We start from the raw sequence: 22146 nt of genomic DNA, 5'->3' as shown, positions 1-22146 counted from the left end.
GCAAGGAATAATCAGAACAGTAATGGCGATGAAAAAACTGTTGGTCGCATCGCTACTGCTAAGCAGTAGCATTGCGCAGAGTGCGGAACAATTTGTAGTAGACGATATCCGTTTTGAGGGCCTCCAGCGTGTCACGCTGGGTGCAGCATTACTCCAAATGCCGGTCAGGGTTGGAGACAATGTTGACGACGGTGATATTTCCGGAATGATCCAAGCGCTATTCGCGTCGGGGAATTTTGAGGATATCCAAGTCTTCCGAGATGGTAATACCTTGCTGGTTCAGGTGCAGGAACGCCCGACGATTGCGAGCATCACTTTCTCCGGTAACAAGGCGATCAAGGAGGAGCAGCTGACAGAGAACCTGGATGCGTCCCGTGTCCGGATCGGTGAATCTCTCGATCGGACCACCCTGAGCAAAATTGAAAAAGGGTTGGAAGACTTCTACTACAGCGTGGGTAAATACAACGCTACGGTGCAAGCTGTGGTGACCCCGCTGCCGAGAAACCGTGCAGATTTGAAGTTCGTTTTCACCGAAGGTGTATCGGCTGAGATCCAGCAGATCAACTTTATCGGTAACGAAGTCTTTAGTGATGAAGATCTGCGCGATAAATTCAAGTTGCAGTCGGAAGTATCGTGGTGGAACTTCTTTGCCGACAAGAAATACCAAAAGCAGGTACTGGCTGGGGATCTTGAAACCCTTCGCTCAATGTATCTCAACAACGGCTATCTTAAATACCGTCTCGATTCGACCCAAGTGGCGATTTCACCTGACAAGAAAGGGGTATATATCACCCTGAAAGTCGATGAAGGTGAGCAGTATAAGGTCGATAACGTGCAGCTGCGCGGCAACTTGCTGGGTAAGAGTGCCGAGCTGGAAGCCTTGGTCGCTATCAATAGCGGCGATGTCTACAGTGGTGCGGAAGTCACGGCTCTGGAAGAGGCGCTCAAGCGTAAGCTGGGTGAACTCGGTTATGCCTACCCGCAGGTCAATACCATTCCTGATTTCGATGATGATAACCAGCAAGTAACCTTGATTATCAATGTCGAGCCGGGCAAACGTATCTACGTGCGTAATATAGCCTTCTCGGGCAACACCTCAACCAAAGATGAAGTCTTGCGCCGTGAAATGCGCCAGATGGAAGGTAGCTGGCTGAATTCCCGCTCTGTAGAGCGTGGTAAGGAACGTTTGAGCCGTACCGGTTTCTTTGAAACGGTGGATGTCCAAACGGTTCGTGTTCCGGGTACCGATGATCAGGTCGACCTGCAATACGCCGTCAAGGAAGCCAACGCCGGTAACATCAACTTTGGTGTCGGCTACGGTACAGAGTCAGGTATTAGCTTCCAGGCGGGTATCCAGCAGGATAACTTCTTGGGTACCGGTAACCGCTTCGGCATCAATGCGATGATGAACGATTACCAGAAGAACGTGAGTTTGGAATACCGTGACCCGTACTTCACCCTTGATGGGATCAGCCTTGGTGGTAAGGTCTACTATAACGAGTTCGAAGCATCAGACGCCAACATCTCAGACTATACCAACCAGAGCTACGGTGCCAGCTTGACCTGGGGTTTCCCGTTTGATGAACTGAACTTCTTCGAATTTGGCTTGGGTTATGATCACAACAAGATCTCCAATACCCAGGAATACTACCAGATCGAGAAGTTCAAGCGGATCCATGGCTTTGATCAAGGCGATAACGTTATCGACCTTGATGACTTCAATTGGTCGGTATCCTGGACCCGGAATAACCTGAACCGGGGTTACTTCCCAACCGCCGGTAACCACCAGCGCGCCTCGTTCCGGATGACGGTCCCAGGCTCTGACGCCCAGTACTTCAAGGCCCAGTATGATGTACGCCAGTACTTCCCGCTGACCGAAGACCACGACTATAGCCTGTTGCTTCGCGGCCGGGTGGGTTACGGTAACGGTTATGGTACCACTGACAATGGCAGTGATCAGCTGTTGCCGTTCTATGAAAACTACTATGCGGGTGGCTTCTCGACGCTGCGTGGTTTCCGCTCGAACACTGTTGGTCCAAAGGCTGTCTACTTGGATTACAGCGGCGGTGGTAACAACCCGGATATGATTGGTTCGGATGATGCTGCCGGTGGTAACGCCGTGGCATTGGCCAGTATGGAGCTGATCGTCCCGACGCCGTTTGCGTCCGTGGAAGTCCGCAACCAAATTCGTACCAGTGTATTTGTTGATGCCGGTACTGTGTGGGATACGGAATATGATCTACGTGATTCGGATGGCTTGTACATCCACGATTATTCCGATCCATCATTGATTCGTGCATCTTATGGTGCAGCCCTACAATGGATGTCGCCAATGGGACCGCTCGTATTCTCGGTTGCTAAGCCAATCAAGAAATACGAGGGTGATGATGAAGAGTTCTTCACCTTTACAATTGGTCGAACATTCTAAATATTTGAGGAGATACCCTTTGAAACAGTGGATGAAAGCGGCTGGCCTAAGCCTTGTTATTCTGTCGTCGTCATTTTATGCCCAAGCCGCAGAAGCCGCACAAAAAGTGGGTTATGTAGCAACCGGTCAAGCGATGGCCCAACTGGCCCAGCGTTACAATGTGCCTGAGAAACTGCGTAATGAGTTCAAGGACCGCATTGATGAGCTACGTGGCATCGAAGGTCGTATGAAGACCAAAGTTGAAAAGATGAAGCGTGACGGCGAGCTGATGAGCTCAAGCGAGAAAACCAAGCTGCAGCGTGAAATGCAAACTCTGGAATCAAACTACAAGCTGAAGGCTCAGGCCCTGCAGGAAGATCAACGCCGCCGCGGTGCTGAGGAAGAGCAGAAGCTGGTTCAAAAGATCCGTCAGGCTATTCAGGATGTTGCCAAGCGTGAAGGCTACGACATTGTCGTTGATGCCAACGCGGTGCTTTACGCGAGCCCGAAAGATGATCTGTCTTCTAAAGTGATTTCTGCCGTTAAGTAAGCTTTGCTTTAACGTCTCAAAAATCTATGTGTAAGTCGAAAGGATGGGGGATACTTTGGTAAACTTCATGCTTTCGACTTGTTTTATTTTGGGCGGATAGCCCTATAGCGTACTGGTCTTACCAAGTGGAATGATATTCTGCGTCAACATAGGCACTGAGATTTGGGGTGTTCTGTTGTTGCGACGAGATAGAATTACCGGTTGGTAGGCAATACCAAGCAGAAACTGTTCTGTTTATTATCAGGTATGCCGACAAAGAATTAGAAAATATAAGGTATCGAATGGCTGGAATGACTCTTGCTGATATAGCAGCTAAGCTGGGTGCTGAACTTCGTGGTGATGGCACTGTAGTTATCGACTCTGTTGCGGGAATGGCGACGGCCGGTGAAGGCCAGATCACCTTCTTATCGAGCAGCAAATACCGCAAGCAACTGGCAGAATGTCAAGCGGCGGCGGTGATGCTCAAAGAGGCTGATGCCGAAGGGTTCGAAGGTAATGCCCTGCTAATGGCTGATCCTTACTTGGGGTATGCCCTCGTAGCCCAACTGTTGGATACCACACCTGCTTGTGCATCAGACATTGCGCCGTCGGCCTATGTTGATCCAACTGCAGAGCTGGGTGAGAACGTTGCTATCGGTCACAACGCTGTGATCGAAGCCGGTGCTCGCATTGGTGATAATGCCCAAGTTGGTGCTGGTTGCTTCATTGGTAAAAATGCCCAGATCGGCGCAGGAACCAAATTATGGGCCAATGTGACGATTTACCACAATGTGGTACTGGGTGACCAATGTCTGGTGCAGTCGAGCACCGTCATTGGTGCGGATGGCTTTGGCTATGCCAACGACAAAGGCGAGTGGGTGAAAATTCCGCAGCTGGGTAGCGTACGTATCGGCAACCGTGTAGAAATCGGTGCATGTACTACCATTGACCGTGGTGCGCTTGACGATACGATTATCGAAGATAACGTGATCATCGATAACCAGATGCAAATCGCCCACAATGTGCAGATCGGATATGGTACGGCAATGGCGGGTGGTACTATTGTTGCCGGCAGTACCAAAATTGGAAAATACTGTATTATTGGTGGCGCATCAGTGCTTAACGGCCATATTAATATTGCCGATGGCGTGACCATTACCGGTATGGGGATGGTGATGCGCAGCATTGAAGAGAAGGGCATGTACTCTTCCGGTATCCCGCTTCAACCAAACAAAGAATGGCGTAAGACCGCTGCTCGTACTATGAAAATTGACGAGATGAACAAGCGTCTTAAAGCCGTAGAAAAGCAACTGGCAGAGAAAGGCGAATAAGCGCCGGGCCAGTGACAACTTCAGCGGCCAGCAAGGCTGGTCGCTTTGCTTTTCGACCAAACCGCATTTTTAATATATTTAAACAGGAATTCAGTTTTGACTAGCGAAAATAAAACGCTGAATATCACGGAAATTCAAGAGCTTCTTCCGCATCGTTACCCGTTTTTGATGATCGACCGAGTAACGCATTACGAAGAAGGTAAAACCCTAACAGGCATTAAAAATGTGTCTGTTAACGAACCTCAGTTTACGGGTCACTTTCCGAAAATGCCGGTATTCCCGGGGGTGATGATCCTCGAGGCGATGGCACAGGCTACTGGCTTGTTGGCATTCAAAACCTTCGGTGCGCCGGCGGAAAATGAGTTGTATTACTTTGCCAGCGTAGATAACGGTAAGTTTCGTAAGCCGGTTGTACCGGGCGATCAGCTTATTATCGAGGTTGAATTCCTGAAAGAGCGCCGCGGTATTGCTATGTTTAATGGTGTAGCGAAAGTTGATGGCGAAGTGGTTTGTTCAGCTGAGCTCAAATGTGCAAGACGAGAGTTTTAATGATCCACGAAACTGCGCAAATTCACCCTTCGGCGGTGATTGAAGAAGGCGTTAAGATTGGCGCCAATGTTACAGTCGGTCCATTTACCTATATCGGCAAAGATGTCGAAATTGGTGATGGCAACGAGATCATGTCACATGTCGTGATCAAGGGCCCGACCAAGATCGGTAACGATAACCGTATCTTCCCGTATGCGATTGTCGGCGAAGAGTGCCAAGACAAGAAGTATAACGGTGAGCCGACTCGCCTTGAAATTGGTGACCGCAATGTGATCCGCGAAAGCGTTCAGATCCATCGTGGTACCATTCAGGATAAAGGCGTAACCATCGTAGGTAACGATAACCTGCTGTGTGTTAATGCCCATATTGCCCATGATGTTGTGGTCGGTGATCATACCCACATCGGTAATAACTCTATTCTTGGTGGCCATGTGACGGTTGCGGATCATGCCGGTGTGATGGCACTGTCTGCTATCCACCCTTTCTGTACTGTCGGTGCTTATAGTTATGTTGGCGGATGCTCGGCTGTGGTTCAGGATGTGCCGCCATACGTGTTGGCGCAGGGTAACCATGCGACACCTTACGGCCTGAACTTGGTTGGCTTGCAACGCCAAGGCTTTGAGAAGAAAGAGCTGCATGCGCTGCGTCGTGCCTACAAGGAAATTTACCGCTCAGGCAAGACCATGGAAGAAGTGAAGCCGGTTCTGGCTGAGATGGCCGAAGAATGGCCGTCAGTGGGCCTGTTGCTTGATGCGCTGAACAATACCGAACGCGGAATTATTCGTTAAGATGACGAAGCCACTTCGAATAGGAATTGTCGCCGGGGAAATCTCCGGCGATATTTTAGGTGCCGGCTTTATGCAGGCGGTGCGTGAGCAGTATCCGGATGCCGAATTTGTCGGTATTGCCGGTCCGCGGATGCAGGCAGAAGGTTGCGAGACACTGTTCGACATGGAAGAGCTGGCGGTGATGGGCATTGTCGAAGTGCTCGGTCGTCTGCCAAGGCTGTTCAAGGTCAAGGCTGAGCTGGTTAAGTATTTCACTGATAACCCGCCGGATGTCTTTGTTGGCATTGATGCGCCGGATTTCAATCTCCGCCTAGAGCGGAACCTCAAAGATGCCGGGATAAAAACCGTGCATTATGTCAGTCCGTCAGTCTGGGCGTGGCGCCAAAAACGTATCTTCAAAATTGAAGCAGCCACCAATCTGGTGCTGGCGTTCTTGCCGTTCGAGAAAGCCTTTTACGATAAATTCAATGTGCCGTGTGAGTTTATCGGCCATACCATGGCCGATGCTATTCCAATGCAAACCGACCAGTCTGCTGCCCGCGAGTTATTGGGGGTAGCGCAGGACAAGCGTTGGTTGGCAGTGCTGCCGGGCAGCCGTGGTGGCGAAATGGAGCTATTGGCTCCACCGTTTATCGAGACGTGCAGGCTACTCAAAGCCCAGCATCCTGATCTTGGTTTTATGGTGGCCTTGGTCAACCAGAAGCGCCGGGAGCAGTTTGAACAGGCATGGCGTGATACCGCGCCTGAGCTCGATTTCGTGTTGGTGGATGATACCGCCCGCAACGTCATGATTGCCTCAGATGCAGTGTTGCTGGCGTCCGGTACGGTGGCGCTGGAGTGCATGTTGGTCAAAAGGCCAATGGTGGTGGGCTACAAGGTTAAGCCACTGACGGCATGGCTGGCGAGCAAGATGCTTAAGACCAAATATGTGTCGCTGGCCAATATTTTGGCCGATCGTGAACTGGTGCCTGAGCTGCTGCAGGATGACTGCACCCCGGAGAATTTGGCCGCGGAAGTAAACCGCTTCCTGAGTGCCGATAATAGCGAGCTGATGACCGAATTTACCCGTCTGCACCAGCTGATAAAGTGTAATGCTGATCAGAAGGCGGCAACGGCAGTCCTGCAACTAATTGATAAATAACATGAGCAAAGAACTAGAACCGTTTGAATATCCACTGGCAACCTGTATCGCCGGTGTTGACGAAGTCGGCCGCGGCCCGTTGGTGGGCGCAGTGGTTACCGCTGCGGTGATTTTGGATCCGGCCAACCCGATTGAAGGACTGACGGACTCGAAAAAACTGTCCGAGAAGAAGCGTAACCTGCTGTTTGATGAAATCAAAGAGAAGGCGCTGGCTTGGTCATTAGGCCGCTGTGAGCCGGAAGAAATTGATCAGCTCAATATTTTACAGGCAACTATGGTCGCGATGCAGCGAGCCGTTGCAGGGCTTACTGTCCAGCCTGACTTTGTGCTGGTGGATGGTAACCGCATTCCTGAACTGCCGATGGCAGCGCAGGCGGTGGTGAAGGGCGATTTGCGGGTGGCTGAGATCAGTGCCGCCTCGATCCTGGCCAAAGTCACGCGTGACCGTGAGATGGAAGCGCTCGATGCCGAGTACCCGCAGTATGGCTTTGCCAAGCATAAGGGCTACCCGACCAAGGTGCATTTTGAAGCTTTGTCCGAACACGGGGCGATTGAGCAGCACCGTAAGAGCTTCAAGCCGGTCAAGCGTATCCTCGGGCTCGACTGAGCCTGTTACTCTTCAAATAACCTCAATCCACCCCGCCTTTTTGGCTGCTTGGGGTTACTGGGTATATAATCTTGCCAAATCGCGGGTTTTTGCACCCCTTTAAAACCCGCATTATTAAAAGGTGGTGATTAGAGTCAACAGCCATGGTGCTTTGGGCTATAATCACCGTCTTGTTTTTTGAACAACTCTATTCTGGTTAGTCATGGCTGAACCTCGTTTTATTCATCTTCGTGTCCACAGTGACTTCTCTATGGTTGATGGTCTGTCCAAAGTACCGCCGCTGGTGAAAACCGTGGCTGGGATGGGCATGCCCGCGATGGCACTGACGGACTTTACCAACCTGTGTGGTTTGGTGAAATTCTACTTTGCGGCCCAAGGTGCCGGCATGAAGCCGATCATCGGTGCTGATTTCAAGGTAATGTCCGATGATATGGGCGAGGAACTGTGTGACTTGACGGTACTGGCTGCCGACAATGACGGTTACCAGAACCTGACTATGCTGATCTCCAAGGCTTACCAGCGCGGCCATGTCCAGCATCTGCCGGTGATGGATAAAGAGTGGCTGGTTGAGCACAAGAAAGGCCTGATCTTGCTGTCGGGTGGTAAAACGGGTGATGTGGGTAAAGCGTTGCTTAAAGGTAACCAGCAATTGGTCACCAAGTGCGTGGATTTCTACCAGCAGCATTTCCCTGATGCCTATTACCTTGAGCTCGTCCGCACCGGCCGTGCTGACGAAGACGCCTATTTGCACTTTGCCGTTGAACTTGCCGAGAACGTCGGTTTACCCGTAGTGGCAACCAATGATGTGCGTTTTATCAACCCTGACCAATTCGATGCCCATGAAATCCGGGTCGCTATCCATGATGGTTACACCATGGTCGATCCGAATCGCCCTAAACTATACAGCGCCCAGCAATACCTGCGTAGCGAAGACGAAATGTGTGAGTTATTCTCCGACATTCCGGAAGCGCTAGAAAACAGTGTCGAAATTGCTAAGCGATGTAATGTCACGGTACGTTTAGGCGAATACTTCCTACCGAATTTCCCTACCGGGGAGATGACCATCGAAGACTTCTTGGTTAAGGAGTCGGAGGAAGGGCTGGAACGCCGTTTAGCGTTCTTGTTCCCGGATGAAGAGGAGCGCGCCAGACGCCGTCCGGAATATGACGAACGTTTGGATGTTGAGCTGAAGGTTATCAACCAGATGGGGTTTCCGGGCTACTTCTTGATCGTCATGGAGTTTATCCAGTGGTCGAAGGATAACGGGGTACCGGTTGGTCCTGGCCGAGGTTCGGGTGCAGGCTCCCTTGTGGCCTATGCGCTTGACATCACCGATCTTGATCCGCTGGAGTTTGACCTCCTATTCGAACGTTTCCTTAACCCTGAACGTGTATCGATGCCCGATTTCGATATCGATTTCTGTATGGATAAGCGTGACCAGGTGATTGATCACGTGGCCGAAATGTATGGCCGGGATGCGGTTTCCCAGATCATCACCTTTGGTACCATGGCGGCGAAAGCGGTTATCCGCGACGTTGGTCGCGTACTGGGCCACCCTTACGGTTTTGTGGACCGTATCTCTAAACTGGTGCCTGCCGAACCGGGGATGACCTTGGCCAAGGCATTTGAGGCTGAGCCTCAACTGCCGCAGGTCTATGAGGCGGATGAGGAAGTCAAAGATCTGATCGACATGTGTCGCATCCTTGAGGGGGTGACTCGAAATGCCGGTAAACACGCCGGTGGTGTTGTAATCTCTCCCACCACGATCACTGACTTTGCCCCGCTGTATTGCGATGCGGAAGGTGCCAACCCGGTTACCCAGTTCGACAAGAATGACGTTGAAACCGCTGGTCTGGTCAAGTTCGACTTCTTGGGTCTGCGTACCCTGACGATCATCGACTGGGCGCTGGGGATGATCAACCCGCGCCGTGAGGAGCAAGGGCTAGAGCCGGTCAATATTGCCGCTATTCCTATGGATGATGCCAAGTCGTTCGCGATGTTGCAGCGTTCCGAGTCTACCGCGGTATTCCAGCTGGAATCTCGCGGGATGAAAGACTTGATCAAACGTCTGCAACCCGACAGCTTCGAAGATATGATCGCACTGGTTGCCTTGTTCCGCCCGGGCCCGCTGCAATCGGGCATGGTAGATAACTTCATCGACCGTAAGCACGGTCGAGAAGAAGTCTCTTACCCGGATGCGACTTGGCAGCATGACTCGTTGAAAGAGATATTGGAGCCGACTTACGGCATCATCCTCTATCAGGAGCAGGTGATGCAGATCGCCCAGGTCTTGTCTGGCTATACCTTGGGTGGCGCAGATATGCTGCGTCGTGCGATGGGTAAGAAAAAGCCGGAAGAGATGGCCAAGCAGCGTGCCACTTTTGAAGAAGGGGCAGTGAAGAACGGCGTTGACGGCGAGTTGGCGATGAAGATCTTCGACTTGGTAGAAAAATTCGCCGGCTATGGTTTCAACAAATCCCACTCCGCGGCCTATGCCTTGGTGTCGTACCAGACGCTTTGGCTGAAAGCCCACTATCCCGCTGAATTCATGGCGGCGGTAATGACCGCTGATATGGATAACACCGACAAGATTGTTGGTTTGGTGGATGAATGCCACCGAATGAAAATCAAGTTGCTGCCACCAGATGTCAATAAGGGCCTGTATCGTTTCAATGTCGATGACAAGGGCGCCATTGTCTATGGTATCGGTGCGGTGAAAGGGGTGGGTGAAGGCCCGATTGAGAATATTATTGCCGCGCGCGAGAAAGACGGCCACTTCAAGGATCTGTTTGATTTTTGTGCCCGAATTGACACCAAAAAAGTGAACAAGCGGGTGCTGGAAAAACTGATCAAATCCGGTGCGATGGATCGTCTTGGTCCGAACCGTGCGGCCATGATGGCGACACTCGATGATGCCATCCGTGCCGCAAGTCAGCACCATCAGGCTGAAGCGTTTGGTCAGGCAGATATGTTCGGGGTACTGACCGCGGCACCGGAAGAAGTGGAACACGCGTATGCCAATATCCCGGAATGGCCAGATAAAGTGTGGCTGGAAGGGGAGCGCGAGACGCTGGGCTTATACCTGACGGGCCACCCGATCAATGCCTATGTCTCTGAGCTCAAACACTATACGACTTGGCGCTTGAAAGATGCCCACCCGACTGGACGTGACAAAGTGGTGAGTGTCGCCGGGCTGGTGATCGGTGCCCGGGTGATGACCACCAAGCGAGGGAGCCGGATAGGTATCTTGACCCTGGATGACCGCAGTGGCCGAATGGAAGTGATGTTGTTTTCCGAAGCCTTGGAACGCCACTTAGATCTTATTGAAAAAGATAAAATTCTGGTTGTATCTGGACAGGTCAGCTTTGATGATTTCAATGGCGGCCTTAAAATGTCGGCCCGGGAAGTGCTAGACATCGCAGATGCGAGAGAAAAACACCTACGCGGCCTTGCCATCTCGTTAACAGAGAGGCAAATTGATGAACAGTTTTTTGAACGTTTCAGCAAAGTGCTGGAACCGCACCGGGCAGGTACCGTACCTGTCAATGTGTATTATCAGCGCTCGAATGCTCGCGCCAAACTGACTCTGGGAACGGAGTGGCGTGTTACCCCGGCAGATCAATTAATTTCTGATCTTAAAATATTGCTGGGTGATAAGCAGGTTGAGCTTGAGTTTAATTAAAATAGCCCATAGTTATCAGTAATAGATACTGACAATTATGAGCAAAAGGACTGAATTGGTATGAGCCTTAACTTCCTTGAGTTTGAACAGCCGATTGCTGAACTAGAAGCAAAAATTGAAGCACTGCGCGATGTCTCCCGCCGTGATGAGTCTGAATCGGTTGATCTGGATAAAGAAATTGAGCAGCTTGAAAAGAAGAGCCTAGAACTGACCAAAAAAATCTTTGGCGATCTAGGTGCATGGCAAGTCGCTCAGCTGGCACGCCACCCACAGCGTCCATACACGTTTGACTATGTTGAGCACATGCTTACCGAGTTCGATGAATTGGCGGGTGACCGCGCGTTTGCGGATGACAAAGCCCTTGTTGGCGGTATTGCTCGCCTAGACGGCCGCCCTGTGATGGTGATTGGCCACCAGAAAGGCCGCGAGACCAAAGAGAAGGTGCTGCGCAATTTCGGTATGCCAAAGCCGGAAGGTTATCGCAAAGCCCTTCGTCTGATGAAGATGGCCGAGCGTTTCAAGATGCCGATTATTACTTTCATCGATACCGCGGGTGCTTACCCAGGTGTGGGTGCAGAAGAGCGTGGCCAGTCGGAAGCGATTGCCACCAACCTGAAAGAGATGGCAGGCCTAACGGTGCCGGTGATCTGTAACGTTGTCGGTGAAGGTGGTTCTGGTGGTGCATTGGCAATCGGCGTGGGGGATTGTGTAAACATTCTTCAGTACTCGACGTATTCTGTGATTTCCCCAGAAGGCTGTGCATCTATCCTATGGCGCGATTCTGACAAGGCGCCGCAGGCTGCCGAAGCGATGGGGATGACGGCTGATCGCCTGAAAGAGCTTGAGCTTGTCGATAACATCATCGAAGAGCCGCTTGGCGGCGCGCACCGCGATGTAGCACAAATCTCTGAGTCATTGAAAAAGCAGATTCTGGCAACTCTAGCAGAGCTCGACCAACTTGATACCGAGGCTCTGCTTGAGCGTCGTTACCAGCGTCTGATGAGCTACGGTTACTGTTAATCAGAACGGTTGCCGATGACATTGGCAATATATTGAATCTAACGGGTCAGCCTCTGGGCTGGCCCGTTTTTTTAGCTCGGTATTCCCCTCAACCACAGTGGAGGAGGTATACTTTGCCAGTGTGTTATTTCGGATGTTGCTCAATGCTTTATGCCAGTTTAGAAGCCTATCTTACCGCCACGGCCGAAAAGTCGTCCCAATTTGTCCTTGCCCTCAGTGGTGGGTTGGATTCGCGGGTATTGCTTCATCTTATGGGGCGTTACCTTCAGGCCCACCCTGAAGCAAGCTGCAAGGCGGTACATGTCCACCATGGCCTGAGCCCCCATGCTGACCACTGGGCCGAGCGTTGTGCTGATTGGGCCGCTGAGGTGGGAATTGGTATTGAGGTCGAGCGGGTCTCGCTGGCACTAGGAAAGCGCTTGAGTGTGGAACAGCAGGCAAGAGATGCCCGTTATGCGGCCCTGCGTACCCATATCGAGTCGGGTGATGTGCTACTGACGGCCCAGCACGCTGATGATCAGCTGGAAACGGTCTTACTGGCTTTGAAAAGGGGCAGTGGGTCGACAGGACTGTCGGCGATGCCTAAGCGGATAGCGTTTGCCTCTGGCTGGCATATCCGGCCTTTGCTTGATCAACCCCGTGCTGCGATTGAGCAGTATGCCTGCGAGCACAGGCTCGACTGGATCGAGGATGAAAGCAACAGTGACGAGCGCTATGACCGCAACTTCCTACGCCACCAGATCACCCCGCTGTTGAATACCCGTTGGCCGGGGATCCGTAAAGCCGTTGCCCGCAGCGCAACTTTATGTGCTGAGCAGGAGGCTTTGCTGCAGGAACTGCTTGCTGAACAACTCAGTCAGGCAATCTCAGCCGATCAAAGTTTGGATATTGCCTGCTTGTACCCTGACAAGCCAGGTAGTGAAAGGCGAGGCAAGGCGCTGCTGCGCTATTGGCTGGCAGAGGTTGGCGTAAAAATGCCCTCGCAGGCCCAGCTGGAGCAGGTGTGGCATTCAGTGGTATTGGCCAAACCGGATGCCAATCCCAAGGTGTGCTGGGGGGATACGGAAGTGCGTCGGTTCAGGCAGCGGTTGCATGTTGTCCAGCCTTGGCCGGATGTTTCCAGCTCAACCGTCTCGGTAGGCTTGAACGAAACCTGCCAGTTACCTCCGTCATTGGGCTCACTGCTGTTGGCTGAATCGGAAGGCGGCCAATTACGCTTGCCTCGGCATGACGAGCCGGTATCAGTGCGCTTCGAGCCTGCAGGGTTGGAAGTCCAGCCGGTTGGCCGGGTGGGTAAGCGCAAGCTGAAAAAGTTGTTTCAGGAATACGGGGTGCCGAGTTGGCAGCGGCGGCGAACGCCACTGCTCTTCTATGGGGAAGAGCTGGCCGCGGTGGCCGGATTGTTTGTTGTTGAAGCATTTGCCGGTAAGGATTGTGACCTGACATGGCACTACGAGCAGGAATGAGTGCACAATATCATGACTTAATTTAGTATTTGTTGTTGAAAAAAGGCACAATTTAATCAGCTGAGTGTCTTGTCGTGCCAGCACTATATCCCGTTCACAGGGGATACCATGGATAATAGAAATAATAATGAGGACCTGATGAAGAAAGTTTTAGCTTGTGTAATGTTCGCTGCCGTAATGGCGAGTCCTGCGATGGCGGCAGGTGATCCGGTTGCCGGAAAATCCAAAGCCGCAGTGTGTGCAGCCTGCCATGGTGCAGACGGTGTCGCCGTTATTCCTGGTTATCCTAACCTAAAAGGTCAGAACGAACAGTATTTGGTCCGCTCGCTGAAGGCGTATAAAAATAAAGAGCGTACCGGTGGAATGGCAATGGTGATGCAGCCGCAGGCTTCCATGCTCAGTGATAACGATATCGCCAATGTTGCCGCTTATTTTGCTCAAATGAAGTAATACTCACCGGTAGCGATACTCCGCTAAGCCGGAGAATATATATTTGTCGCCCAGCTCTTTTCCCAAAAGAGCTGGGCGATTTTTATATCGGTGTGAGTTTGTTACCGTGATTGAAATATTTATCGAGATAAATCTCTCATTCATTCCGTAAACTAATATTTCCATCTAGTTGTTCATCTTTTATCCAAATGAATCCTCTGCTGTTGCGTCAAAGGCTAGAACACATTATTGTACTAGCACGCTGATACATTAACGTTGTCTAGGAGTCATTATGAGTAAACCATCCACACTTGGTGGGGCGTGTATTATCGCCAGTGTTTGTGTTGGAGCAGGCATGCTTGGGTTGCCAAGCGCTGGTGCGGGTGCATGGACGTTATGGACCGTGGTTGCCATTTCTTTCACGATGATCATGATGACACTTTCAGGTTGGTTACTGTTAGAAGCACTCAAGCATTACGAGCTTAAAGCTTCATTTAATACTGTCGCCAAAGATGTATTAAGCAAAAAGGTTAACTTTATTAATAACTTGTCGCTATATTTTGTTGGTGGCATTCTGCTTTATGCGTATATCTCATCGTCAGGCATGATTTTCAGTGAAATGCTGGGTATTACGCGTGAGCTGGCTTCTGTCCTGTTTGCCGCAATTTGTTCGGCCTTTGTCTTGCATTCTACCCGTGCAGTGGATCGTATCTCTATTGTGCTGATCCTGTTTATGATTATCAGCTTTGTGCTGGGTATTTCAGGATTGGCTTCGAATATCAGTGTGCCGGTGTTGTTTGCACAGGGAGAAGGTGAAAGCTCTCATTCGGCCTATGCGTTAGCCCTGTTGCCGGTCGCGTTAGTATCATTTGGCTACCACCATTCGGTGAGTACAATGCGTGATTACTATCAGGATGAACTGCGTGCGAAAAAAGCGATTCTTTGCGGCACGCTAATTGCTCTTACCTTTTATTTGGGCTGGGTGATTTGTATATTTGGTAACTTACCACGCCAAGAGTTCGGCCCTGTTGTGATCGCAGGTGGTGGCGTGGATGCTCTGCTGTCGGCACTGACATCAGGTATTGATTCAAACAGTATTAAACAAGCGCTACATATCTTTTCCATTGCCGCAATTGTCTCATCATTTATTGGTGTAGGATTAGGCTTGTTCGATTATCTGGCAGACTTTTTTGGCTTTGGCGATACCAAGCAAGGACGACTAAAAACCTGGGGTGTGACCTTTATCCCGCCATTGGTTTTCTCGTTAGTGGCGCCGTTTGGTTTTGTTGCCGCGATTGGTCTAGCCGGTGCTGCTGCTACGATTTGGAGTTGTATTATCCCGGCGACGTTGGCAAAAGCATTACGTCAAAGAATGCCGGAACAAGAGGGCTTTGTGGTACCAGGCGGAAATGCGACGATTTATGTGGTGATTGCATTCGGGGTGCTGACAGCCACCTTCCATTTAATGGCGATGGCGAATCTACTGCCTGTCTTTAAAGGCTAGGTGAACAGTGAAGTAAACACTGAGTCATGTATTCGTGCAATAAAAAAACGGAAGCCTCGGCTTCCGTTTTTTATGGTTTTTAATCAGTCTTTGTAATCGCCAATCGCTTTATCGAAACTGCTTGGCATCTGGCAGGTAGTCAAAGCCCGCTCCGGCTAGCTTGGCAATCAATTTGTCTTTATCGATATCGTAGAACTTGATTAAGGCATCCAGATCACCGAACTCATCGCGGATCTTCATATTGACGATGCTCATCAGCATGATGGGATCCATGTTCTCGAAGTTACTCAAATCCATTACGCGTCCTCGTGGTCGCTCATCAGCAGGTTGGCAGCAGCAAAGGCTGCTCGCTCGCGGACATCTTTAGGTAAGGTGTCATTGGCTGCAATATCATTCAACGCCTTGATGGCACAGTGAATAGCGTTGGGGATATAACCCAGCTCGCCACCGCCAATCTGTGCGTAGATCATACGTACTTGCTCGCAGCACTCATAAACTTTCATAGTGTGTCCTTCATAAACAGTGATTTCGGCAACCGGCTGGTGTTAATGGCAGAGGGCTGGCGAAAGCAGGCTTATGTAAGAGGGTATTACTATACCAAAGACTCACCGGGGACGGCAGGGAGATTTAGCGGGTACGCTTTTGTTTGTACAGATGACGGTCAGCGCGGTCGACGAGGGTGATATTGGTGTCACCTTTTTGGTAGGAACTAAATCCACTAGAGCAGCCTATATTCAGCGTGCGTAAGATCGCATCGTCAGCCATCAGGGCATCCAGTCGGCGGATCACGTGCAGGGCCGATGTATCCGTCGCAGGTTGGAGCAGTACGGCAAACTCATCACCACCAATGCGGTAGCAGCGGTCAGTGGCGCGGACTGATTTTTTCAGCAGCAAAGAAAAATGCCTGATCACTTTATCACCGTCAGGGTGGCCAAAACGATCATTGACCTGCTTGAAATTATCGAGGTCGAACATGGTCAACACCAAACCGATATTACGTCTTTCGCTCATCGCAATTGCGTGGTTGATATCCTGCTCAAAGCTGTTGCGGTTACCGAGACCCGATAGGTAGTCACGCAATGCCATATTTTTGACTCTACGGTACTCCAGTGCGCATGCGAGTGGCCCGGCAAACAAGCGGTGGTAGGTGTGGAGCAGATTGACTTCATCTTTATCGAGCGCGTAAGGCGTATGGTATTGCAGCTTACCCAAATCTTGTTTATTGAACCGCAGGATAAAGGTCTGGCGGTATTGGGTGGCAGAACCTTGGCGTACGAGGGTTGTGGTATTGTCCGAATTCCATATTAACCTGCTGATATCTATTTGTTTTTCAACTTCTCGGCTGAATATGTCAAACAATAGGCTAATATCGAGTTTCCCCTGGAGTTTTTGCAATAATAGCAGGCGCTGATCAGCCCCAAGGGGTTTGGTCCTTGGTTTTGCATATTGGCTATCTGCCTGCTTGTCATTCCAGTGGAGTGGATCCATACATATGTCAAAAAAATAATAGGGAAGTAACTATAGGCAATTATTAAGCCATTTCAATACCTAAACGGAGTTTATATTATTAATTATCTGATTTAATTAAGAAACTGCGAAGATGACCTTCTTTTTCTTGGGTATCTTCATATCCCATCTTTATCAGGGCATGGATGTAAGCGGGCTCGAATAGGATATAGCTGGTGATAGCCGCATCGTCCTTGGGGCTGATACCAATCAGCTGCATTAAGCCACGGGTCATGGGGGGAAGGTGGCCGTAGTACTTGCGGGCAAGGTGCTCAAAAGAGTGGCTTGGCGACAGATGAATGTGCTCGATTTTCCGTAGTTTTTGTTTTGTTTTAGCCTCGGGCAGGCTATCAATTAAGGCATTGATCCTTGAAAGATTCTCTAGGTCAGCGGTGAGTGTATCGCTAAATATGGTATCCATCAGGTGACCTCCCAATGCTGCCAGTCCGGGGGCCCGGGTATGATCCTGACTATCAATCTTCTGGTTGATAAGGTCAATGATCAATATTTTATCGGCCCCCATTTTGAGTGACGGTCGCAACGGTGCCAATTGGTGGATAGAACCATCCCCGTAGTAGGACTGACCAATGCGGGTGGCGGGAAAAACCAAAGGGATAGCGGAAGAGGCCAGAAGGTGATCGGTGGTGATCAACGAGCGGCGACCTTTCGATTTGGCCCTGTCCCATTCGTTGAGTCCTTGTTGGCCCTGAAAGAAACTGACGGAGTGGCCGCTTTTGTAGCTGGAAGCCGTGATGGAAATACCATGAAGGTTACCGGCGGTAATTTGTTTTTCCAACCGGGAGTAGTTGTTGACCTGATTGAGAAGCTGGCGCAGCGGGCGGTTGTTGAGCAGCCCAAAGGGGGGGCGTTCGTGGTGGTGAGCTTGCAAGCGGGCAAACCACTGACTGGCGAGGTAGCCGCTCATTCCCTGCGGGGTGGTGGCAAAAATACGCCGGCTGTGCAAGCGCGACCAGATCCATTCGAGTTTTTTGACACCCAAGCGGAAGCAAGAGGCATAGCAAGCAATCGAAGTGGCATTGATCGCTCCTGCCGAAGTGCCGCAGTATATACTGAATGGGCTGTGATGAACCCGTGGGTACCATTCTGAAATGGCCTTGAGAACCCCGACCTGATAGGCAGCCCTTGCTCCGCCCCCGGTGAGGATCAGGCTGATCCGTGGCGTATCCTTGCCCATAGCGTTCCTTTCTCTTGTCCCTTATATAACTATATCCCTATTTTTACTGATGGTGGAACATAGACTGATAACAATGAGGGGTAAGTGTCGGGCAACAGGCAAAAAAAAGCCTCCGCAAGGGAGGCTTTCTATTCGTAACCGAATTGAGATTAAGCGAGTTTTTGCTTAATGAACTCAACGATATCTGTTACAGCAACACCTTCTTTGGTGCCGGCACGACGGTCTTTGTATTCCATCTCGCCGTTTTCTAGGCTGCGGTTACCGATCACGATAGTGTGCGGGATACCGATCAGTTCGTGGTCTGCGAACATGACGCCCGGACGCTCTTTACGATCGTCAAACAGAACTTCGATACCGGCTGCAGTTAGGTCAGCGTACAGCTTCTCTGCTGCTTCTTTAACTTCTACCGATTTTGCCATGTTCATCGGTACGATAGACACTTGGAAAGGTGCAATCGCTGTAGGCCAGATGATGCCGTTCTCGTCGTAGTTTTGTTCGATAGCGGATGCCACAACTCGTGATACACCAATACCGTAACAACCCATCTCAAGGATTGAGTTTTTGCCGTTAGAGTCCAGCACGCCACAGTTCATCTTCTCTGAGTAGCTAGTACCCAACTGGAAGATATGGCCGACTTCGATACCACGTTTAAGTTGAAGTGTACCTTGACCACATGGGCTTGGATCACCTTCAACTACGTTGCGTAGATCTTCAACTTGGCCTAGTTCAACGTCACGACCCCAGTTGATGCCAAAGTAGTGCTTGTCGTCAACGTTAGCGCCAGCGCCAAAGTCGCTCATCACAGCAACACTGCGGTCAACGATGAATGGTAGTTCTAGGCCAACAGGGCCAAGTGAACCTGGACCTGCACCGATAAGCGCACGAATTTCTTCTTCTGTTGCCATCTCTAGTGGAGCTGCAACTTCTTTCAAGTTTTCCGCTTTTACTTCGTTAAGCTCGTGATCACCACGGATGATCAGTGCGATGATGTCGGCGTCAACTTCATCAGAGGCTTTCACGAATAGAGTCTTAACAGTTTTTTCGATAGCCAAGCCGTGCTGTTCAACAAGCTCTGCGATAGTTTTCGCGTTTGGCGTGTCAACCAGTGTCATCTCTTGTGTTGGCGCGGCAAGCTCAGTCGCAGGAGCAAGGGCTTCTGCTTTTTCGATGTTTGCTGCGTAATCAGACTCAGAAGAGAATACGATTAAGTCTTCGCCACTTTCAGCCAGTACGTGAAACTCTTGAGAGCCACTGCCGCCGATTGCGCCAGAGTCAGCCAGTACTGGACGGTACTCAAGGCCCATGCGGTCAAATGCTTTACAGTAAGCATCGTGCATTGCATCGTAAGACTTTTGTAGGCCTTCTTTATCGATGTCGAAGCTGTATGCATCCATCATGCTGAATTCACGTGCGCGCATTACGCCAAAACGAGGGCGACGTTCGTCACGGAATTTAGTCTGGATTTGGTACAGGTTCAGCGGAAGCTGTTTGTAAGAACTCACTTCGTTACGCACAAGGCTAGTAATAACTTCTTCTGCTGTAGGACTTAGTACAAACGGACGAGCGTGACGGTCAGTAAAGCGAAGTAGTTCAGCGCCCATCTTTTCAGAACGACCTGTCTCTTCCCATAGTTCAAACGGTTGAACCACGGGCATCAAGGTTTCAACTGCACCTGCATTGTTGATTTCTTCGCGAACGATGTTCTCGACCTTACGTAAAACACGCAGACCAGTAGGCAGCCAGGTGTAAAGACCTGAAGCCAGCTTACGGATCATACCTGCACGAAGCATTAGCTGGTGGCTAATAACTTCTGCGTCGTTTGGAGTCTCCTTCAGGGTAGAAAGAAGATAGTTACTGGTACGCATTGATGGTATCCGTTTGTTTAGATGAAAATAAGGGGGTTTGGGGCTAGCCCCAGCCGCCGATAAAAGGGCGGTAACCGCATATACTACCAGCCCATTGGCCGTTAGCCAAAGAGATTGGGTTGCGCGGAACAGGAATTTCCATGGATTTAAATAACCAGGGCTATATTTCTCGCGACTTATCCAGAGCCGTAACGGTGACTGCGTCGGTGTTGACGGTAAATTTTACATTGTAGTCGAACAGGTGAACCGCATACTCCTTGGCGTCTGCTTTGCCTTTTTTGTAGGCTGGGCGGGGGTCTTGGGCCAACACTTCTTCAATGACCGCGCGCTGTCGGGCTAATTGCTTACCTGTGAATTGGCTCTCGGCCTTTTCGGTAAAGACCACGGGCAGGGTAGCAGGCTCACCATCGGCAAAGCCGCCATGGGCTTCGGGGAGGCTATCGGAGTATGGGATATAGGGTTTGATATCGACGATTGGCGTACCGTCAACCAGGTCGACCCCGCCGAGCTCGATAATGACATCACTGCCTTGCTGGCGTACGCCGATCAGCTCGACAGCCGACATACCAATACCGTTAGGGCGGAAGGTGGCCCGGCTGGCAAACACCCCGATGCGCTCGTTGCCGCCCAAGCGGGGAGGCCTGACGGTTGGGCGCCACCCAGCTTCCAGGTTTTGATCAAATAAAAAGAGTAACCACAGGTGGCTGAACTGCTCCAGTCCGCGAACCGCTTCCAAGGCATTGGCTTCGCCTTGCAGAATGATTTCGGAGCGGGCGCTGGGTACCAGCCCGGGCTGACGGGGCACGGCAAACTTTTCTTTGTAAGGGGAACGGACAACGCCGATAGGTTCAATTTGATAGCTCATGTCGATAGTGTCCTGATTCATTTGATGCAGAAAATACCATAAAAAAGTCAATTAGAGTTTGATGAGAATTGCTATCAGGTGTTATGTTATAACATAACCGCAAGGGTGTGATCAGCACCGAAGGTCGAATGGCCAACTTAAACCGTCGGTTTGGTCAGTTTGGTCAAAAGTAAGGAATTAAAATGCAAGTACTGAGCTCTTTAAAAAGTGCGAAGAATCGTCAGCGTGATTGCCAAGTCATTAAGCGTCGTGGTCGAGTCTATGTTATCTGTAAGTCGAACCCGCGTCTTAAAGCGGTACAGGGTAGGGTGAAAAAGAAAAAATAGCAGATGGTTAGATATATACAGGAAGAAGCAATAAGCCCCTCACTGGAGGGGCTTATTAATTTCTAGGTTGGGCGAATAGCCATATCGAGAAGGTAAATTACCAACCTTTAACGACGCCACCTTGGAAGATTTCTTTTGCAGCTTCGTATACAACGTCTGACTGGTAAGCCTTGATGAAGGTCTGTACGTTTTCTGCGTTGACATTGTCTTCACGGGCAACAATCAGGTTCACATATGGTGATTCTTTGTCTTCAACAAAGACACCATCACGCTCTGGCGTTAGGTTGATGCTGCTGGCATAGGTCGTGTTAATGATAGCTAGTTGCACATCGTCCAGAGAACGAGGTAGCTGGGCAGCTTCTAGCTCAACAATTTTTAGACCTTTTGGATTTTCAACGATGTCCAATACTGTTGCCGTTAGGCCTGCACCTTCTTTCAGCTTCAGTAGGCCCTGTTGCTCAAGCAGTAGCAGAGAGCGGCCAAGGTTAGTTGGATCGTTTGGTACTGCGATTTGATCGCCGTCTTTTAGCTCGTCAACTGATTCGATTTTGCTTGAGTAGCCAGCAATCGGGTAAACGAAGGTGTTCCCGGCAACGGCAAACTTGTAGCCGCGGTCAGTGATTTGCTGGTCAAGGTATGGCTTGTGCTGGAAGGCGTTGGCATCGATAGAGCCTTCTTCCAGTGCTGCGTTTGGCGATACGTAATCCGTGAAGGCGATCAGCTCAACATCAAGACCGTATTTTTCCTTGGCTTCTTGTGCAGCAATCTCTGCGACTTGCTCTTCAGCCCCTGCCATTACCCCAATTTTAACTTTGCTGCTATCAACGACAGCTTCTTTCTCGCCACAGCCTGTCAGGACCAATGCTGATGCCAAACCGGCGACGGCGAACAAATTCTTCAAATTAAAAGCCATGTTACTTCTCCTTAAAAACTGGG

20 protein-coding genes are annotated in these 22146 nt (G+C 50.5%); 13 read left to right on the top strand and 7 right to left on the bottom strand.

The window, feature by feature from the left end:
- Nucleotides 1-22 precede the first annotated feature (22 nt).
- The 12 genes from bamA to L4D79_RS26615 all read left to right on the top strand — a co-directional run bounded on the left by bamA (nt 23) and on the right by L4D79_RS26615 (nt 15453).
- Nucleotides 23-2428, top strand: a complete 2406-nt coding sequence (gene bamA / locus L4D79_RS26670) for an outer membrane protein assembly factor BamA (RefSeq protein WP_428656234.1) — start codon at nt 23-25, stop codon at nt 2426-2428.
- Nucleotides 2429-2447: 19 nt separating this feature from the next.
- Nucleotides 2448-2957 (top strand): OmpH family outer membrane protein, encoded by a 510-nt coding sequence (locus L4D79_RS26665; protein ID WP_428656231.1) that lies wholly within the window; start codon nt 2448-2450, stop codon nt 2955-2957.
- A 281-nt stretch (nt 2958-3238) separates the two neighbouring features.
- On the top strand, nt 3239-4267 hold the full coding sequence (lpxD, locus tag L4D79_RS26660) for a UDP-3-O-(3-hydroxymyristoyl)glucosamine N-acyltransferase (RefSeq protein WP_428656229.1): 1029 nt from the start codon (nt 3239-3241) through the stop codon (nt 4265-4267).
- Between the two features lie 96 nt (nt 4268-4363).
- Entirely contained in the window at nt 4364-4816 is a 453-nt protein-coding gene (gene fabZ / locus L4D79_RS26655) for a 3-hydroxyacyl-ACP dehydratase FabZ (RefSeq protein ID WP_428656226.1), read from the top strand.
- The gene (gene lpxA, locus L4D79_RS26650) at nt 4816-5604 is read left to right on the top strand and encodes an acyl-ACP--UDP-N-acetylglucosamine O-acyltransferase (protein WP_428656223.1); all 789 of its coding nucleotides are present in this window, start codon (nt 4816-4818) and stop codon (nt 5602-5604) included. The genes fabZ and lpxA overlap by 1 nt, the downstream gene beginning before the upstream one ends.
- 1 nt (nt 5605) lies before the next feature.
- Nucleotides 5606-6745, top strand: coding sequence for a lipid-A-disaccharide synthase (lpxB, locus tag L4D79_RS26645; RefSeq protein WP_428656221.1), 1140 nt, complete (start codon nt 5606-5608; stop codon nt 6743-6745).
- 1 nt (nt 6746) lies between these two features.
- Entirely contained in the window at nt 6747-7352 is a 606-nt protein-coding gene (gene rnhB / locus L4D79_RS26640) for a ribonuclease HII (RefSeq protein ID WP_428656218.1), read from the top strand.
- Between the two features lie 202 nt (nt 7353-7554).
- Nucleotides 7555-11034 (top strand): DNA polymerase III subunit alpha, encoded by a 3480-nt coding sequence (dnaE, locus tag L4D79_RS26635; protein ID WP_428656215.1) that lies wholly within the window; start codon nt 7555-7557, stop codon nt 11032-11034.
- A gap of 60 nt (nt 11035-11094) precedes the next feature.
- Nucleotides 11095-12054, top strand: coding sequence for an acetyl-CoA carboxylase carboxyl transferase subunit alpha (gene accA, locus L4D79_RS26630; RefSeq protein WP_428656213.1), 960 nt, complete (start codon nt 11095-11097; stop codon nt 12052-12054).
- 143 nt (nt 12055-12197) lie between these two features.
- A complete protein-coding gene (tilS, locus tag L4D79_RS26625) occupies nt 12198-13520 on the top strand; it encodes a tRNA lysidine(34) synthetase TilS (RefSeq protein ID WP_428656211.1) in 1323 nt (440 codons plus the stop codon).
- Between the two features lie 138 nt (nt 13521-13658).
- Complete coding sequence (locus tag L4D79_RS26620) at nt 13659-13970, top strand: c-type cytochrome (protein ID WP_428656209.1); 312 nt, start codon at nt 13659-13661, stop codon at nt 13968-13970.
- A gap of 271 nt (nt 13971-14241) precedes the next feature.
- Nucleotides 14242-15453 carry an aromatic amino acid transporter gene (locus tag L4D79_RS26615; RefSeq protein WP_428656206.1) on the top strand — a complete coding sequence of 404 codons (1212 nt, stop codon included), beginning with the start codon at nt 14242-14244 and terminating at the stop codon, nt 15451-15453.
- 108 nt (nt 15454-15561) lie between these two features.
- On the opposite strand, the gene L4D79_RS26610 is transcribed toward L4D79_RS26615, so the two are convergent.
- From L4D79_RS26610 to tsaA, 6 genes are all read right to left on the bottom strand, one after another.
- Nucleotides 15562-15750: a DUF4250 domain-containing protein gene (locus L4D79_RS26610; RefSeq protein WP_428656204.1), complete on the bottom strand. Its 189-nt coding sequence runs from the start codon at nt 15748-15750 to the stop codon at nt 15562-15564.
- Entirely contained in the window at nt 15750-15956 is a 207-nt protein-coding gene (locus tag L4D79_RS26605; protein WP_428656201.1) for a YaeP family protein, read from the bottom strand. Before L4D79_RS26605 ends, L4D79_RS26610 begins: the two co-directional genes overlap by 1 nt.
- A 124-nt stretch (nt 15957-16080) precedes the next feature.
- Complete coding sequence (locus tag L4D79_RS26600) at nt 16081-16941, bottom strand: GGDEF domain-containing protein (protein WP_428656198.1); 861 nt, start codon at nt 16939-16941, stop codon at nt 16081-16083.
- 79 nt (nt 16942-17020) lie between these two features.
- Complete coding sequence (locus L4D79_RS26595) at nt 17021-18154, bottom strand: patatin-like phospholipase family protein (protein ID WP_428656196.1); 1134 nt, start codon at nt 18152-18154, stop codon at nt 17021-17023.
- A 149-nt stretch (nt 18155-18303) separates the two neighbouring features.
- On the bottom strand, nt 18304-20019 hold the full coding sequence (locus tag L4D79_RS26590; RefSeq protein ID WP_428656193.1) for a proline--tRNA ligase: 1716 nt from the start codon (nt 20017-20019) through the stop codon (nt 18304-18306).
- Between the two features lie 160 nt (nt 20020-20179).
- Complete coding sequence (gene tsaA, locus L4D79_RS26585) at nt 20180-20884, bottom strand: tRNA (N6-threonylcarbamoyladenosine(37)-N6)-methyltransferase TrmO (RefSeq protein ID WP_428656191.1); 705 nt, start codon at nt 20882-20884, stop codon at nt 20180-20182.
- Nucleotides 20885-21066: 182 nt separating this feature from the next.
- Between tsaA and ykgO the strand changes: the two genes are divergently transcribed.
- Nucleotides 21067-21210, top strand: a complete 144-nt coding sequence (ykgO, locus tag L4D79_RS26580; protein WP_428656188.1) for a type B 50S ribosomal protein L36 — start codon at nt 21067-21069, stop codon at nt 21208-21210.
- A 97-nt stretch (nt 21211-21307) separates the two neighbouring features.
- On the opposite strand, the gene L4D79_RS26575 is transcribed toward ykgO, so the two are convergent.
- Nucleotides 21308-22123 carry a MetQ/NlpA family lipoprotein gene (locus tag L4D79_RS26575; protein ID WP_428656186.1) on the bottom strand — a complete coding sequence of 272 codons (816 nt, stop codon included), beginning with the start codon at nt 22121-22123 and terminating at the stop codon, nt 21308-21310.
- Between the last annotated feature and the right edge of the window lie 23 nt (nt 22124-22146).

It is taken from the genome of Photobacterium satsumensis (assembly GCF_050336935.1).
Classification (GTDB): Bacteria; Pseudomonadota; Gammaproteobacteria; order Enterobacterales; family Vibrionaceae; genus Photobacterium; species Photobacterium satsumensis.
Note: the sequence above shows the minus strand (reverse complement) of the source record. Positions and strands in the feature narration are given on the sequence as shown.

Bases quoted from the DNA above. Each gene is read 5' to 3' on its own strand.
- bamA (WP_428656234.1), top strand. From the start codon at position 23: ATGGCGATGAAAAAACTGTTGGTCGCATCGCTACTGCTAAGCAGTAGC.
- lpxD (WP_428656229.1), top strand. From the start codon at position 3,239: ATGGCTGGAATGACTCTTGCTGATATAGCAGCTAAGCTGGGTGCTGAA.
- lpxA (WP_428656223.1), top strand. From the start codon at position 4,816: ATGATCCACGAAACTGCGCAAATTCACCCTTCGGCGGTGATTGAAGAA.
- lpxB (WP_428656221.1), top strand. From the start codon at position 5,606: ATGACGAAGCCACTTCGAATAGGAATTGTCGCCGGGGAAATCTCCGGC.
- rnhB (WP_428656218.1), top strand. From the start codon at position 6,747: ATGAGCAAAGAACTAGAACCGTTTGAATATCCACTGGCAACCTGTATC.
- dnaE (WP_428656215.1), top strand. From the start codon at position 7,555: ATGGCTGAACCTCGTTTTATTCATCTTCGTGTCCACAGTGACTTCTCT.
- accA (WP_428656213.1), top strand. From the start codon at position 11,095: ATGAGCCTTAACTTCCTTGAGTTTGAACAGCCGATTGCTGAACTAGAA.
- tilS (WP_428656211.1), top strand. From the start codon at position 12,198: ATGCTTTATGCCAGTTTAGAAGCCTATCTTACCGCCACGGCCGAAAAG.
- L4D79_RS26620 (WP_428656209.1), top strand. From the start codon at position 13,659: ATGAAGAAAGTTTTAGCTTGTGTAATGTTCGCTGCCGTAATGGCGAGT.
- L4D79_RS26615 (WP_428656206.1), top strand. From the start codon at position 14,242: ATGAGTAAACCATCCACACTTGGTGGGGCGTGTATTATCGCCAGTGTT.
- L4D79_RS26610 (WP_428656204.1), bottom strand. From the start codon at position 15,750: ATGGATTTGAGTAACTTCGAGAACATGGATCCCATCATGCTGATGAGC.
- L4D79_RS26605 (WP_428656201.1), bottom strand. From the start codon at position 15,956: ATGAAAGTTTATGAGTGCTGCGAGCAAGTACGTATGATCTACGCACAG.
- L4D79_RS26600 (WP_428656198.1), bottom strand. From the start codon at position 16,941: ATGGATCCACTCCACTGGAATGACAAGCAGGCAGATAGCCAATATGCA.
- L4D79_RS26595 (WP_428656196.1), bottom strand. From the start codon at position 18,154: ATGGGCAAGGATACGCCACGGATCAGCCTGATCCTCACCGGGGGCGGA.
- L4D79_RS26590 (WP_428656193.1), bottom strand. From the start codon at position 20,019: ATGCGTACCAGTAACTATCTTCTTTCTACCCTGAAGGAGACTCCAAAC.
- tsaA (WP_428656191.1), bottom strand. From the start codon at position 20,884: ATGAGCTATCAAATTGAACCTATCGGCGTTGTCCGTTCCCCTTACAAA.
- ykgO (WP_428656188.1), top strand. From the start codon at position 21,067: ATGCAAGTACTGAGCTCTTTAAAAAGTGCGAAGAATCGTCAGCGTGAT.
- L4D79_RS26575 (WP_428656186.1), bottom strand. From the start codon at position 22,123: ATGGCTTTTAATTTGAAGAATTTGTTCGCCGTCGCCGGTTTGGCATCA.